Below are 15759 nucleotides of genomic sequence, written 5' to 3' on the forward strand. Positions count from 1 at the left end.
GGGCCTCAGCTTGTCGTGGAGTTCAGTCGCTCGGCTTTGCTGCGTGATTCCGAATGCGCGGCGGTTCGCTAGCTTGCCGGCGGTTTGCTTGATTTCCTGTAATGCCTGTTTCCACTTCTGCGGCTACTACGTCGCCCTTACCGCCCGGTATTGGGCTAATACGTTTGAAATTCCGGCTGCTGTCGGCGCTTTCCACGGAGTGGGCGTTTCGGCAGGCGTGGCTTCTGTTTACTTCGCCCCGGCCGCTGCCAACCAAAAAATGGGAAGCGGCGGCGCTGGCTCAGGCCCGGCAGTTCTGGGTGCCAGCCGGCGGTAGCCGGGTGGCGGCGTATGAGTGGAACCCCGGCGGGGCGCGCACGGTGCTGCTGGTGCATGGCTGGGAGCACCGGGCCAGCTTCTGGGGCGCGATGGTGAGGCCATTGGTAGCAGCGGGCTTCCGGGTGGTGGCGCTGGATGGGCCGGCGCACGGCGCTTCGCCGGGCACGCGCACTACGCTGCCGGCATTTGGGGCGGCGGTGCAGGCTGTGGCCGATGCGGTAGGCGCAGTGTACGGGGTGGTGGCGCACTCTTTCGGCGGGGCAGCCGTGGCGGGCATTCCGGTGCGCTTCAATGAGGCGCAGGGCGGGCAGCTGCCGCGGCTGGTGCTGCTGGCGGTGCCGGCCAGCACGACGGCGGTAGCGCAGCGCTTCGCGGCGTTGCTGCAGTTGCGCCCGGCCGTACTGGCCCGCATCGGGCGCCACGTGCGCGAACAGCACGGCCGCGACGCCGAGAGCTTCAGCTTGCTGCGCATGGGCCATCAGCTACCCGTCGGCCGCGCCCTGCTGCTCCACGACCACGCCGACGCCAGTATCCCGTTTGCCGAGGCCCAGGCCATTGCCGCCAGCTGGCCGGCGCTGGAATTCCAGCCAACCAGTGGCCTGGGCCACAACCGCATCATGCGCGACCCGGCCGTGCTGCAGCAGGTAGTGGCGTTTCTGGGGTAGTGATGGGATGATGAGGTGACAGGTGAGGAGGTGTCATCCTGCGCTGGCGAAGGACCTTATGCAGTTGAACGACCATCGTAACAACGACTCGTTATGGCGTGAGAAGGCCCTTCGCTCTGCTCAGGATGACAGTGCCATCATGGCTTCACTATTATTGCCCTCACACCGTATCGTGGCCGGCGGCGGCCAGCTCGCGCAGAACGTCGCGCAGGCTCTCCGGCTCTCGTATCAGCTGGCCGATGTGGTGCAGATAGTCGGTTTCGGCGCGCAGCTGGCGCTTGAGTTGGCGAATTTCCTGCTCGCGCTTTTTGCCGGTGCTGCCCATAAAGCCGTTGTCGCCGAATTTCAACTCGTTGAGTTGCTGCTTAAGCTCCAGTTGCTGCTGCTGCAGGGCCTGCGTGTACTGCACTAGCAAGGTGTCGTCGGTGGGGTTGGTGGGAGTAGCTTCGGAGAGCAGCTGCAGCAGCGTGTAGAGGTCATTGGTTTCGTAGGCCTCCGTGATGCGCTGCATGAGGGCCGTTTTGAGTTGCTGCACGGCCGGGTCACGCTGCAGGTCAGGGTGGTGGGTGCGGGCCAGCTGGCGGTACAAGGTTTTGGTGTTCGACAGCAACTCCTGCTGCGCCTGGCGGGCTGCCTTTTCAATGGCTTCCTGCGCTTTCTCGGCCTTCGATCTGCGCCGGTTGCGGGCCTGCGCTGCTGCCTGCTCGTGCGGCGGCAGGTGGCTATCTACCGATTCAGAAGTTGCCTCCGGTGGGGCTTCGGGTTGTTGGCTGTCGTCCTCTGCATCAACTGCGCGGCGGGGTGCATATTTGCGCAGCATATCGGCGGCATCTTCACCGAAGCGGTTCTGCAGGGCCTGCGCATTGCCAATCAGCAATGCCGTAATCTGCTGCTCTTCCAGGCGGCTGAAGTAGCGCAGCAGCAAGGCTTCTTCCAGTGGTGCAAACAGTGCCTGCCGGGCTTCCACTACCGCCCGGGCTGCAGGGCCTACCTGCTGCCAATAGCGCCGCCGGGCCTCTTTCTGCTCATCCTGCAGCTCCCGCAGGCGCTGCCGCAGCCCCTCCACCTGCGCTACCGCCGCCCGAAACGCCTGCTGAGCCGGTGTGCCCATCGGCTCACCGGAAGAGGGTACAGGCAACGCATTAGCAGCAGGCAGATCAGTAACAGGGTTGTGCAGATTCATGGTGTAAAGGTAGGGGAGGTGATGGGGGTGATGGGGTAATGACCTGATGAGGTGACGAAAGAACGTCATTCCGAGCGGAGCCGAGGAATCTCGCGCGCTGACGTTGTCATGCTGTTGTTTACCATACTAGCGAGATTCCCCGGCTCCGCTCGGAATGACGTTCCCTTTGTCACCATTCACCTCATCACTCAAAATCACCCAAATACCTCATACGCCACCCGAAACGTGTTGCAGTGGGCGTCCACGATGTCAGAAAGCCGCTCGGAGTAACCGCCGCCCATGCTCACAGCCACAGGCAAGCGGTGCTGCTGGCACAAGCCCAGCACGTACTCGTCGCGCTGGCGGCAGCCGGAGAGCGTGAGGGCCAGCTTGCCCAGCTTATCGGTGGCCAGCACATCTACTCCGGCCTGAAAAAACACAAAATCGGGCCGCACGCGCGCCAGCAGGCCGGGCAGCGTGTCGTGGAGCAGATGTAAGTAGGTGGCGTCGTCGGTGCCCAGGTCCAGCGCAATATCCAGGTCCGACTGCTCCTTGCGCAGCGGATAGTTGGCCCCGGCGTGCATACTAAAGGTGAACACGCGCGGCTCGTGCCGGAAAATACTGGCCGTGCCGTCGCCCTGGTGCACGTCGAGGTCTACCACCAGCACCTGCCGTGCCAGGCCGTGGTGCAGCAAGTGCGCGGCGGCCACGGCAATGTCGTTGAGCACGCAGAATCCTTCGCCCCGGTCGCGGAACGCGTGGTGGGTACCGCCGGCCAGGCTCATGCCAATGCCCGTGCTCAGCGCCTCCCTGGCCGACTGCACAGTGCCCGCCACGCTGCTCAACGAGCGCCGCACCAACTCCGGGCTTTGCGGTAAGCCCAGGCGGCGCACTTCGGTGGGTGTTAGTTGCAGGTCGCGCACACGGTGCCAATAGTCGGCCGAGTGCACACGCAGGATGTCTTCTTCACTGGCCAGGCCGGGGTCGTAGAAGTCGGTGGGTGGCGCAATGCCCTGCCATAGCAGCTGCTCCCGAATCAGTTCGTATTTGGCAATCGGAAAGCGGTGGCCCTGGGGCAGCGTGATACTGTAGCGTTCGGAAGTGGCGAGACGAGGCATATGCTGCCCAAGTACGTAACCCAAGGCCAGAGGATGATAGCGGCTTGGGCCGACGGCTGTTCAGAACTCCAGAACGTGTGTAGAGACGCGTATTCGCGTCTTGCCGTTGATGTTGTTTACATGATGCGGTTACAATGGTGCAGTACCGGTCATTCAACAACAAGACGCAAATATTCGTCTCTACAGTAGTCGGAAAATCACGGCGTCTATTAATGATATGTAGGTAAGTATTGAGCCGCAGTATTACGAATCGAAAAAATAATTAAAATAATTTAGCAATTAATTTGGTGGCTAGAAAAAGTCCTTTCATATTTGTGACACCAAAAACAACAACCTCATGCTGCGCCACATCAACTACACCTTTAAGCAAGACCAGATGAAGCCAAGTGCATCGTCCGTGGTTCGGTATAGCTGAAGCAGTAGCAGATTCCCTCTGACACTTCCGCAACCCGAACCCAGAAGGTTCGGGTTGTTTGTTTTTCAACCCCTTATCCCCTTCGGCCATGCACCAGCCAGCTGCTTACGTTGCGCTATCCTTCCCGAGTAAACGGCAGAATCGCCGCGAGTGGGATATGTGCGGCCGGGACTTTTTATCGAAATATTCACGCGGATAACTTCCGTCTGATGCCTTCGTGAAAAAGCCCGGCTCTCCCCAGAAGCCGGGCTTTTTTCATGTTAATTTTTCAATCGAATAAATTAATTTTTATTCGAAACAGGAAAAGTATGTCTAAATTATAGCGCGCAAAAGCCAGGCTTATTTCTCAATTAAATGCGTGTCGTTTTCATTTTTTTTACCGCCATTTTTATGCGTTTTAATTTACCCTTTCGCAAAGCCCGGCCCGATACTGTAAACCACGCCGGGGCCGCTGCTTTCACTCTCACACCCGCGCTGGAGCTGTACGCTGCCGTTGCCACCACGGCCCTCGCCGATCAGTTCTATGAAACAGCCGATACGCGGCTGGCGCGGCTCCGTGAACTGATTGCGCAGTGTGAGCCTCGCTTTGTGGCCCAGCTGGCGGTGTATGCCCGGGAGCGGATGCACCTGCGCTCGGTGCCGCTGGTGCTGGCTGTAGAGCTGGCCCGCCGTCACCGCGGCGACAGCCTCGTAAGCCGCCTGGTGGCCCGCATCGTGCAGCGCCCCGACGAAATCACCGAGCTGCTGGCCTTCTATACGCAGGCCAACCAGCGCACCGGCCGCAAAACCCTCAACCGTCTCTCCAAGCAGGTGCAGAAAGGCCTGGCCCAGAGCTTCAACCGCTTCGACGGCTACCAGCTGGCCAAGTACGACCGGGCCGGGGCCGTGCGCCTGCGTGATGCGCTGTTTCTGGTGCACCCAGCCGCCAAAAACACCGAGCAGCAAGCCCTGTTCAACCAGCTGGTGGCGGGCACACTGCCCACGCCCTACACTTGGGAAACCGAGTTGTCGGCGCTAGGGCAGGTGGCCTACGCCACACCAGCGGAGCGCACGGCCGCTTTCCGCCAGAAATGGACCGAGCTGATTGGCAGCGGCAAGCTGGGCTACATGGCCCTGCTGCGCAACCTGCGCAACATCCTTGAAGCCGACGTATCGGCTGAAATGGTGGTGGAGGTGTGCGCCGCCCTGGCCGACCGGTTTGCGGTAGCGCGCAGCAAGCAGCTGCCCTTCCGGTTTCTGGCGGCCTACCGCGAGGTGAAAGCCCTGCAGGGCGGCCACGTGTCGGCGGTGCTGGCGGCGTTGGAAGACGCCATCAGCCACAGCGCCGCCAACCTGCGCGGCTTCGGCCCCGACACCCGCGTGGTAATTGCCTGCGACGTATCGGGCTCGATGCAGCAGCCGGTGTCGCCGCGCAGCAAAGTGCTGCTCTACGATGTGGGTCTGGTGCTGGGCATGTTGCTGCAAAGCCGCTGCCAGCACGTCACGGCCGGCATGTTCGGCAACACCTGGAAGCAACTGAGCTTGCCCCGCGGACCCGTGCTGCGCAACGTAGATGAGTTCTACCGGCGCGAAGGCGAGGTCGGCTACAGCACCAACGGCTACCTCGTCATCGAGGACCTGAAGCGCCGCCGCGAGGTGGTGGACAAGGTGCTGATATTCACCGACTGCCAGCTTTGGAACTCCGCCCCCTTTGGCACTAGCATCGCCAAAGAGTGGGCCGACTACCGCCGCACGGTGGCGCCCCAGGCCCGGCTGTACCTCTTCGACCTGGCCGGCCACGGCACCGCGCCCCTTGATGTTCGCGCCGAGGACGGCGTGGCCCTGATTGCCGGCTGGTCCGATAAGGTATTCGACGTGCTGGCGGCGCTGGAAAACGGTGGCTCCGCCCTTACCGAAATTGAATCAATTGAACTCTGATACCTGCAACCCCGGGAGTGGCATTCCGCCAGAAAAAGCTGCCACCGCTCCCGGGCCCCTGCCCGATTTTCTTCAAGCCTCACGCAATAATCATGTCCAGTACATCGTAAACTCTTTGGGACGGCGGCTGACCACTATTCGGCAGCCGTCGGCCGGAACGGCGCGGCGCCGGAGCATCTGCGCTCCGGATGCCCGTTCCAACCCCTGAACTATGGCTTTTGGGTGCCGTAAGTTGGCGGTACTTCGCTGGTGAAGCAGCCTTCTTCGGAGGTGCTGCCGGGTTCGAGTCCCACGCCGTGGCCCTGGCCGCGGTACAATCCGCCGGCTGTCTGTTGCCCCATTTCCGTGGTTTTAAGTGTTATTATTCTGCCGGGTGTCGTCGGGAAGCAGTTCTTCGGGTCGCACGTTCGAGTCGTGCCCGTCCGCCACCTTGGGGTGGGTGGTAGCTCAGTTGGTAGAGCAGATGCGGCGTTGGCCGTTGTTTCTCACCTGTTGCCCCGGCAATAGGTATTCTTTACTTGATATCAATCTCCTTGTACGGGTGCCGTAGCCCAGCCATACTTCGCGCTTTTAACGCCCAGGTCGCGGGTTCGAGTCCCGCTGGCTGTTGCTTCGGCGGCGGCTGTAGCTCAGTTGGGAGAGCAGGTTTTTGGAGGCCGGGCGCCTGTTGCCCCGTACAAATTGCCGGCTGATTGGTGCCGTAGCAGGGCCTTACTTCGATGGGGTCGGTGGGGTCGTGGGTTCAAGTCCCACCTGCCGCAAGGCAGTAGCTCAGTTGGTTAGAGCACGCATGTGGGCCCTGCACCCTGTTGCCCGATTAGCGGAAAAAAGCTGGTGCCGTAGGGCCGCCATACTTCGTCCTGTCACTACCAAGCGGCGGTTCGGCTTGTTGCCCAGCTTTTTTCATCCGGCAAGTGCAACATATAATCCTACTCAGTTATCCGCATTATCCATCATTCACAGCTCATAGTTAATTGCTTGATAAACTACGATTGATACTTAACACTCAATACCATCTACTCAATACTAACTACCTCCCACTCACGAATTCCTCCATCATGGCCTCACAACTACGTGGCAACGACTTGCGCCAGCTGGGATTTCCCGAGGGCCGGGCTATTGGCCTGGCGCTGGCCCAGCTGCAGCGCAAGCACCTCAAAAAACTCTCTCAAACCGACCAGCTGGCCCTACTCAAGGCGCTGCTGGCGAATCCCACAAACTTCCTGACCGACCTCGACTGGAGTCATACGGCCGCTGCGCTACTGCCCGCACCCAGCCGTCACATTGACCTCACCGAGCGAAAAAGCTACGCCGTGTTCGGCGCCGAGCACATCGAGCAGGGCGCCATCCACCAGATGGAAACGGCCATGAAGCTGCCCGTAACCATGGCCGGCGCCCTCATGCCTGATGCCCACCACGGCTACGGCCTGCCCATCGGGGGCGTGCTGGCCACCGATAATGCCGTGATTCCCTACGCCGTGGGCGTGGACATTGGGTGCCGGATGGCGCTGTCGGTGTTTGCGCTGCCGCCTAAGTTTCTGGAGCAGCGGGTGCAGGAGCTGCGCAAGCTGCTGATGGAATACACTCGCTTCGGCAACAAGCAGGGCTTTGTGCGGGGGCATAAGCTCGACCACGCAGTGCTGGGGCGCCCCGAGTTCCGCGACATCGGCTTCCTGCGCAACAAGCAGTCGACGGCCGCTGAGCAGATTGGCACTTCCGGCGGCGGCAACCACTTCGTGGAATGGGGCGTGGTAGATATCCTCGACCCCGCCAATGAGCTGGGCGTGCCGGTGGGCCAGTATCTGGGGCTGCTTTCTCATAGCGGCTCACGGGGACTGGGCGCCAGCGTTGCCAACCACTATACCAAGCTGGCCAAAGACGTCTGCCAACTGCCTGCCGAAGCACAGCACTTAGCCTGGCTTTCTCTGGACAGCGAGGCCGGGCAGGAATACTGGGCCGCCATGAACCTGGCCGGCGACTATGCCTCGGCCTGCCACCACCAGATTCATCAGCGGCTGGCCAAGGCCCTGGGTGAGAGGCCCTTGGCCAAAGTGGAAAACCACCACAACTTCGCCTGGAAAGAGCAGCTGGCTGATGGCCGGAGCGCCATTGTGCACCGCAAAGGCGCTACCCCGGCCGGGGCCGGCGTGCTCGGCATCATTCCCGGCTCGATGACGGCACCGGGCTTTATTGTGCGGGGACGGGGCGAAGCGGCCTCGCTATCGTCGGCGTCGCACGGGGCGGGGCGGGCTATGTCCCGGACCCGGGCCAAACAGGAGCTAGGCGAAGCCGACATGCGGCGCTACCTGCAGCAACACGGCATCGAACTGATTGGCGGCGGCCTTGATGAAGCCCCACAGGCCTACAAGGATATTCGGGCCGTGATGCAAAGCCAGACTGAACTCGTAGACGTGCTGGGTTCCTTCACGCCGCGCATCGTGCGGATGGAAGGTGCCTGAAAAACAAATTGTGGCAAGCTGATTCCGAAAATGCCCGGGCAACCTGCCTGAGCATTTTCTGGTTAGGCAAGCAAACGGCGGTGCCGGCTGATACGATGCTTCAACCGGGTTTTGCCGGTCAGATCCGCGGCCTGTTCAGAGGCGTCTGCCCAGAAAAATGCAGATGTAGCAGAAGGGGCTACGAGCACTCCGCTGGCAACTAATAACAAAGCTACCGCCGTGGTAGGCAAGGACGAGGCAAGTGCACAACGTTCCATACGAATAGGGATTCGTGAAGAGAAAAACCCAATGGAACCTGGCAAGGTGCAATGCGCAGGAGTAAGCGTAGTAGAGTGCGGCACGCGGACAGCGAAACTAGCGCTGTATAACTGAATAGCATGGGTACATACGCACCGTATGAAAGTACTGGATTGTAGGCAGTGCAAATAAAGCCAAAATAAGATAGAAGAAGCAGAAGGACAGAATTTATAGTGTGGTGGCAAGGTTATAGTTTTCGGCTGTTTGGTGCTCAGGCAGTTGCGATAGTATGGCAAAATAAAAGCCCGTTCCTGAGGCAGGAACGGGCTTTTATTTTGCTAAAAACGTGAATCAGCGCTTGCGCCGGTCACGCAGTTTCTTGAGGCCGAAGCCGACACCAGCGGCCAGTAGCAACGAAGCGCCGCCATCAATGGGCACCGCAGTAGGGGCGGGGTTAGGAGTAGGGCCATCGGAACCCGGGCCCTGGGCCTGCGCTAAGTTGAGCCCACCTGCCAGCAGGAAAGTGCCGGCTGTAACGACAGTAAAGCGAAAAAAGGAGACAAGAATTTTCATGAGAGAAGCAAAGTCGGTTCGAAGATACTAACAGCTGGTAGCGACGGTGCCACTGATTTCAAGCGTAAAATCAGTGGCACCGTGTAGGCTATTCCACAATCAGGCGCTTGTTGATGGTGCCTTGGGCGGTTTGCAGACGCAGGGTGTATACCCCAGCGGCTATGCCCGTAAGCGACACGGTCCGCACATCGGTGCCGCCGGCTGGCAGCGTAGCCCGCAGTGCCACCTGGCCCAGTGCATTAATCAGCTGCACATCCGTAGTCTGGCGAGCCAGGGACGTTGGCAAGCTTACGGATACCAGTGCGCGAGCGGGGTTCGGGAATATGGCTACCTGCTGGCTGAGTGAGGCAGAAGCGTTGGCCAGCACCCGCTGCTGGGTGAGCAGCAACGAGAAGCGCCCAGCTGCGGGTGCGCCGGCATTCAGTGTGAAGCTATAGGCGGTTTGGCCTGCCAGATCCGTAACGGTACCGGTTTGGGCATCACGCAGGTAGGCAAATGTGCCAGCCGGCAGGTTGAGCAGCTCAGTGGCCCGCAGTGTATAGCTCCCGGTTAGCGGCGCTGCAACCTGAAGCGCTACCACCCGGTCGGCAGCTGTGAGAGCAGGCAGGCCGTTGATGGATAGGCGCAAGCCGGCGCTAGCCTCAGATGCCATCAGCAACGAAGTAGCGCTCTGAAGCTTATAGGCGTCGTAGGCTGCGTCGAAACCGGTAGTAGCCTGGGGTTCGAAGTATACTACGGCTTCATCCGGGGCGTTGGTGGCACCGCTTACTTCGAGGCGCACAAGTGGCAGCGTACTGGTGCCACGCTGAAACACCGGATTGGCGTAGGTGGTCAGGCGGGCCGCATTGCTGAAGGCAAGCTGACCGTTGGTGCTGTTCGGAGCGCTTACGCGAACAAAAAAGCCTTGTGAAGAAGCTATTTCCGCAGTGCCGCCATTGACGCCAATACCGGTAGTGGCATTGTACGCCGAGTAATTGTTGCCACCATACTGCACAGTGGAGCGGTTCACATACACGGTAGCATCTACGTTCGAGCGGCTCACCAGATTCCAGTTGATGGGCGAAGGATACGGGTTACCCAGCAATTGCCAGCCCGATTCTGTCTGGCCACCCCGCGAGAGGCTGCCTACCGTGACTGGTCCGTTGTTAAGCGTGCCCACAAAATCCACGGTCTGCGAGGCCGGAATATTCACCGTATATCCCCGCCCTACCGTCAGCGCATCGGTCGGGGCGTTTGGCGAGAAGAATCCTTTGTCGAAATCCTGCGGCGCGGGGTTGCCGCTGGTGTTTACCCGGGTTTCATCGTAGCCGAATACGGTAGGGAACGGCGTAACGGCGGCCGGCACCGCCGCCGTATTGTAGGCGGGGTTCACCACCGGCGAGAAGCCACTGGTAGCCAGATCTGCTACCGTAGAGCCAGACACCGGCGCCGAGTAGTGGCGGTAGCCACTGCCACCGTTGCGGCTCGGATCAATATAGCGCTGCACGGTAGCATTGCCGCTTACCACAGCGGCACCGTTGTTTACCACATGCGCCGTGCCAGCAGCATTGGAAAGAAGGGTCAGGTTGCCGTTGGAGGTGAGCGTACCGTTGAGCTGCAGTACCCGCTGCACCAGTACCGGTGCGTTGGCCGTAACGCCGGCTGGCCCGGCGGTCAGGTTATTGAACGTGGTGCTGGTGCCGCCAATGGTTTGCGCTGTTGAGCCTGCAAAGCGAAACTCGCCAGTGCCGTTGCCCAGCACCGTGCCACCACCGTTCGTGAAGTTGCCGTTCAGTGTTAGCTGGCTGCCATCGGCCGTGGTGAGAGTGGCGCCGTTGCCCAGCAGCAGGCTGTTGACCTGCTGGGCAGTGCCCACCACCGGGTCATTGGCCACATTCGGAATCGTTACGTCGTCGGTGGCAGTGGGCACCTGCATAGGGCTCCAGTTGCCCGGATTGGTCCAGTTACTGTCGATAGCGCCCGTCCAGGTAATGCCGTTGAGCACTGGCGTCAGGAAGGCGGCCAGCCCGGTGATATTAGAGCCAGTTCCAATCCGGCCGACCACTGTAGCGCTGCCGCTGGTCAGGTTTACGGTGTACAGGTTGTCGGCGGTAGTACCCGTGGGGGCGGCCACCAGATATGCCGTATTGACAGGCGTAGCCGGGGCAGTAAGGTCAGCGAAAATATCAAAATCAGCGCCGGGGGCAATAGTAAGGCCCGTCGCGCCCTGGTCTACATACGTGCCGGCGTTGGCGTCAGTGGAGCGCAGCAGTACGTTGCGGGTCTGGTCGTAGCCGTAGAGGGTTGTGCCGGTAGCGGTGTTGTTGTCGTTGTTGATATAGGCCACCCCCGACAGTGCCGGCGCGCCGTTAGGGTTTGTGAGCGTGCCATCCGTCAGGAACGTGCCGTCGTTTGGGTTCATCCGTAGGTTGGCTTGGTTGGAAGCCGACGTAATACGAATCCGGTCCGGAACCGGGTTGAAGTCGAAGGCGATGCCAGAGGCCACGTTGCCCAGCAGCATGGGTTGCAGGCCACCTACCGTTGTGAGGGCGCCAGAGCTCAGGTTCAGCGTGTAAAGCTGGCCTTGCTGAGCAGTGGCGTTGTAACCCAGCGCGTACAGCAAGCCGTTGGCAGGGCGGAAGTCCGTTCCTACCAGCACCTGTGAGCCATCCGGTGGCAATCCGGTGATGTTCACGGCCGTGCGGATAACGCCAGGGTTGCTGGAATCAAAGGATACCAAGTTGCCGCCTGCCACGCCGTAGAGCAAACGTCCGGAGAGTGGTGCCGAAGCATCAGCGCCGCCAATCAGCGCGGCCACGTCACGCACCGGAATACCCAGCCCGATGGCGCCCACCAGCGTAGGGTTGGCCGTGCCCAAATCCAGCGTATAGAGGTTGCTGGTAGCCTGCCCATTGGGGTTAGCCGTCAGGAAGGCACGGTTGGTGGAGGTGCTTTGGTCGAAGAAGATGTCAAGGTCGGCCAGGGCATTGGCAGGGTTCAGGGCCAGCCCGGTGTTGTTGCCGATTGTGTTGAGTGTACCGGCATTTGGTGGGTTCTGAGTAGCCAGAACATTGAGTGCCTCATCAATATCATACAGCACAGTGGCCGTGCTGCCCACGTAGCTGTTAGTGTAGCCTACCGTGCCGATGCGGGGTGCCGTGCCAGCGTTGGGGTCGCCGGCCGCGTAGGTGAGGGGCCCATCGGTAGCTGCCAGCGCACCGTTGTTGGGGTTGAGGCGGAAATCAGCGCGGTTGGTGCTCACCACCCGGATGCGGTCTACAGTCGGGTTGAAGTCAAAGCCAATATTGTCGGAAGGGCCGCCCAGCTCCAGCCGGATAGCAGGGCCAACGGGCGTAGCCACGCCGGTGGCTGGCACAATGCTGTATAGCTGCGTGTTAGGCCCGGTGGTGGTAGCATCATAGCCCAAGCCGATATACTGGCCGTTGTTCGGACGGAAGTCAGTGCCTACCAGCGTCTGGCCGGCTGTCAGGCCAGAAAGAGGGGTGGCAGCCAGAATATAGCCGGGCGTGTTGGAATAAAATGAAATCAGCGTATTGTTGGTGTTCAGCGCGTACAGCAGCTGCCCACTTGGGGCCGGAGCTGTCCGGTCAATGTTAAATGCTATATCATCTACAGCCAAGCCAGCTTGGCCGGTCATCAGCAACGAGGCGTTACCGGAGGCCAGATCCAGGGTATAAAAAATAGTCTGCGGAATATTGTTGGTAAACCGCGTAACCGTCAGCAACGCCAGCTGCGTGCGGCTCGCGGGGTCAGTGTAGATGTCGAGGTCGGTCTGGTCGCCGGCTGCCAAAAGGGGCAGTGCGTTGCGCGTAATAGGTGTCGGGGTAACCAGCGCGCCATTGTTGGGCGGGTTTTGGGTGTAGAGGGTCGAGCGGCTCTCATCTATATCGTACAGCGTAGTAGTCGCCGTTCCGATAAAGCTGTTAGTGTAGGCTACCGAGCCCACAGCAGGCGTCCCGGAAGGCAGGTTCAGCGAACCGTCTGTTGCGGCAACTGTCCCGTTATTGGGGTTGAGGCGGAAGTTGCCACCCGCCAGGCTCGTAACCCGGATCCGGTCAACGGTCGGGTTGAAGTCGAAGCCGATACCCTCAGTGCCGCTACCTAAGGCCAAAGGCTGCGGGCCACCAACGGCGGTGGCCGCACCAGTTGTTTTGCTGATGCTGTAAAGCTGTGCTGTTCCACTGCCCGTGTAGCCCAGTGCAAACAGTTCCCCGGTAGCCGGCCGCGAATCCAGCCCGACGATGGTCTGGCCAGCGGTTACCCCAGTGATAGGCAGAAAGGTAGGAACGCCGCCACCCGCGAAACTAGACACAATCAGCTGGTTGCTGGCGCGGTTGATACCGTACACGGTCTGGGCTTGTGCTGCCACAGTGCCCAGTAGCCCCAGGCCCACGGTGAGACCCAGCATGCGGCGGTTTAAAGGCGAAAACGGCGTGCGTAAGGATGTTTTCATCACAGGGAATTAGAAAGTGAAGTGGAAAAAGCAGCCAGATGTCCAAGAGGATGGGTTGTACTTTATTTATGCACCCCTATCCGGGCCGAAGACAAAAACCTTACGAAAGCCACTTCATAACGGATTGATAAATAGGATTAAATTTCAATTAAAATATACTGATGTGTAAGACTTTGGCTAATTCATAACAGATTTATGCACGATGCGTTTAGCGTCATCCTGTGAAAGATGAGCAGGTATAAGTTCAATAAGATTATAAAGTACAGATCAGGCTTGAAGCATCACTTTGGACTTGTTCTTTACTTTTTGGATGGGCTATATGTACCCAATTCTAGCCATTCCACAGCCCCAGTAGCTGGTATAAGCAGGCTGCTTAAGTGAGCTTTGTCCTTATCGGCTAATTGCACAGTGCGTTGATTCCGCTGAAAGAGTATATTTCTCACTTTTGGGCTGTTCATTCCCGAAATGGAGCAGGCGAGTATTGTACAGAGTAGTCCGGAAACGGTAAATTTCAGCCAGAATAATGGCGCGCACTTATGGGTTAGCAGTGGCAGCCATTGGGTAGTGAATTAATCGTCAGCTTTTTATTGGTTTTCTATGCATACCATCCAACGATCTGCGGCGGCCCAATGGCACGGCCGGGGTACCGACGGCGACGGCCAGCTCAGCACTGGCAGCACGGTGCTACAGGAAGCCCGCTTTGGCTACCGCTCACGCTTTGCAGAAGGAGGAGTGGGCACCAACCCCGAGGAGCTATTAGCTGCTGCGCATGCTGGCTGCTTTGCCATGAAGCTGGCCTTTAACCTGCAGTCGGCAGGCTTCACCGCCGACCACATTCACGCGCAATGCGAAATGGCCATGCGCGAAGGCTGTATTGTTGGCTCGCACCTGACCGTTGATGCCGCTGTGCCTGGGCTGTCATCCGAGCAGTTTGAGCTGTTCGTGGATGACGCCAGCCAGAATTGCCCCGTGTCGAAAGTACTGCAGGCCACCATCACCTATAAGGCTGTATTGGCCTGATAGTGCTGCGTTAGTTAATAGCCGGCGTTGCTGCCGGCGCCACTCGCACCACATCCCCAACCCGGATAAGGCCGCCCTGCACAATACGGGCCGTGATGCCGCCATGGCCGCGCATAGCGTTGTAGCCACCGGGGCCCAACTCTTCTTCCATACGCGAGCAGGGGTGGCACTCGCCTGTGATATCCAGCACCACTTCGTCGCCAATAAATATCTGCCGGTTTTTGAGGGCCAGCAGATTCAACCCACTAACCACCAGATTGCGGCGTAGCCGGCCAGGAGCCACTGGTGCATCTAGGCCCAGGTAGCCCGCCACGGCCGCTAGGTGCTCGTGCTGTATGAGCGTAATCTGGCGCTTGCCTCCCGCTTTTGGGCGGGCATGGTCGCCGGCCAGATGCCGGTCGGTTTCCACAGTTGCCTCAACTACAGAAAGCAGTGGCTCGCGGCGGGCTGGGCGCAGGCCTATCCACTCCAGGCGGCCGGTTTGTGGCAGGGTAGACAGGAGTTGAGCAATGGTAGACTTGTCGTCTCCAAAAAAGGGAAAGGGCATTAGGAATAAGGCTAAGGTTGAGAGGCGAGCCGCTAAGAATATTTGCTGGTAGTGCCCTCTTACGGCAGCAAGCAGGTAGCAGCCAAAAGGCCAAGGGCCAAAAGAGGCACCGGCCGAAAGGACCCGCGTAACCCTATCTACCCTCAGACGCTGATCAGACGGGCAACAAAGAAGGCAGCGCCAGCCGCCAGGGCGCCAATACCAGCCATGCGCAACGCCCCAACAACAGGCGGCTGGCCGGTCATGCGGCTTTTCAGGTAGCCAAAAAGCAGCAGGCACACCAGCGTCATCACCGCCGACCAGACGAGGCCTTCGGTGGGAGTAGCAGTGAGAAAGTACGCACTGAGCGGAATCAGCCCGCCCAGCGCATACGCTGCGCTAATAGTGAAGGCACTTTTTGGAGCTTGGCGTGGATCGGGCTGCTCCAGGCCCAGTTCATATTTCATCATGAAGCGTACCCATTGTTCGGGGTCGGAGGTAAGTTCCTGCACGGCTAAAGCACGGGTTTCCGCTGAGAGGCCCATTTCAGCTAATAAGTCATCCACTTCCGCCCGCTCTACCTGCGGCACTTCCTGCACTTCCTGGTGCTCACGTGCCAGTTCGGCTGCATAATGCTCTACCTCGGTTCGGCCCGCCAGGTAGCCGCCCAGGCCCATGGCAATAGCGCCCGCCACAATTTCGGCCAGCCCCGCCGTAATTACCAGTTCCGACGATTGCACTGCGCCGCTCAGACCGGCCGCCAGCGCGAAAGGCACTGTCAGGCCATCAGACAAACCAATAACGATGTCCTGCAGCATAGCAGAACTCGTCAGGTGGTCCTCGGGGTGAGGATGGGTATGCGCGTGTTGCATGGCAAGTAAATGTAGAGCCTAAGC

Annotated in this window: 11 protein-coding genes; 4 read left to right on the forward strand and 7 right to left on the reverse strand. The window is 59.7% G+C overall.

From position 1 onward, the window contains the following. Nucleotides 1-101: 101 nt before the first annotated feature. The gene (locus H8B14_RS10050; protein ID WP_187315505.1) at nt 102-983 is read left to right on the forward strand and encodes an alpha/beta hydrolase; all 882 of its coding nucleotides are present in this window, start codon (nt 102-104) and stop codon (nt 981-983) included. A 160-nt stretch (nt 984-1143) separates the two neighbouring features. On the opposite strand, the gene H8B14_RS10055 is transcribed toward H8B14_RS10050, so the two are convergent. The 3 genes from H8B14_RS10055 to H8B14_RS10065 form a co-directional block, all read right to left on the reverse strand. Beyond that, the gene (locus H8B14_RS10055) at nt 1144-2166 is read right to left on the reverse strand and encodes a J domain-containing protein (protein ID WP_187315506.1); all 1023 of its coding nucleotides are present in this window, start codon (nt 2164-2166) and stop codon (nt 1144-1146) included. Between the two features lie 194 nt (nt 2167-2360). Continuing rightward, nucleotides 2361-3263: a histone deacetylase family protein gene (locus tag H8B14_RS10060; protein ID WP_187315507.1), complete on the reverse strand. Its 903-nt coding sequence runs from the start codon at nt 3261-3263 to the stop codon at nt 2361-2363. A 262-nt stretch (nt 3264-3525) separates the two neighbouring features. Further along, nucleotides 3526-3768, reverse strand: a complete 243-nt coding sequence (locus H8B14_RS10065) for a hypothetical protein (protein WP_187315508.1) — start codon at nt 3766-3768, stop codon at nt 3526-3528. A gap of 300 nt (nt 3769-4068) precedes the next feature. Here H8B14_RS10065 and H8B14_RS10070 point away from each other — a divergent pair, with 300 nt between their 5' ends. Continuing rightward, nucleotides 4069-5595, forward strand: coding sequence for a TROVE domain-containing protein (locus H8B14_RS10070; protein ID WP_187315509.1), 1527 nt, complete (start codon nt 4069-4071; stop codon nt 5593-5595). A 1058-nt stretch (nt 5596-6653) separates the two neighbouring features. Continuing rightward, on the forward strand, nt 6654-8054 hold the full coding sequence (locus tag H8B14_RS10075; RefSeq protein ID WP_187315510.1) for an RtcB family protein: 1401 nt from the start codon (nt 6654-6656) through the stop codon (nt 8052-8054). 588 nt (nt 8055-8642) lie between these two features. Here the strand turns inward: H8B14_RS10075 and H8B14_RS10080 are convergent. Further along, nucleotides 8643-8864, reverse strand: coding sequence for a PID-CTERM protein-sorting domain-containing protein (locus H8B14_RS10080; protein WP_187315963.1), 222 nt, complete (start codon nt 8862-8864; stop codon nt 8643-8645). Between the two features lie 88 nt (nt 8865-8952). Continuing rightward, complete coding sequence (locus H8B14_RS10085; RefSeq protein ID WP_187315511.1) at nt 8953-13317, reverse strand: DUF4394 domain-containing protein; 4365 nt, start codon at nt 13315-13317, stop codon at nt 8953-8955. 597 nt (nt 13318-13914) lie between these two features. On the opposite strand from H8B14_RS10085, the gene H8B14_RS10090 reads away from it, so the two are divergent. Continuing rightward, the gene (locus H8B14_RS10090) at nt 13915-14337 is read left to right on the forward strand and encodes an OsmC family peroxiredoxin (RefSeq protein WP_187315512.1); all 423 of its coding nucleotides are present in this window, start codon (nt 13915-13917) and stop codon (nt 14335-14337) included. A gap of 10 nt (nt 14338-14347) precedes the next feature. Here the strand turns inward: H8B14_RS10090 and H8B14_RS10095 are convergent, their stop codons facing one another. Both H8B14_RS10095 and H8B14_RS10100 read right to left on the reverse strand, forming a co-directional pair. Next, complete coding sequence (locus tag H8B14_RS10095) at nt 14348-14884, reverse strand: MOSC domain-containing protein (RefSeq protein ID WP_187315513.1); 537 nt, start codon at nt 14882-14884, stop codon at nt 14348-14350. Between the two features lie 143 nt (nt 14885-15027). Then, nucleotides 15028-15735 (reverse strand): VIT1/CCC1 transporter family protein, encoded by a 708-nt coding sequence (locus H8B14_RS10100; protein WP_187315514.1) that lies wholly within the window; start codon nt 15733-15735, stop codon nt 15028-15030. Between the last annotated feature and the right edge of the window lie 24 nt (nt 15736-15759).

This window comes from Hymenobacter puniceus (assembly GCF_014333525.1).
In the GTDB taxonomy this organism is placed as follows: Bacteria; Bacteroidota; Bacteroidia; order Cytophagales; family Hymenobacteraceae; genus Hymenobacter.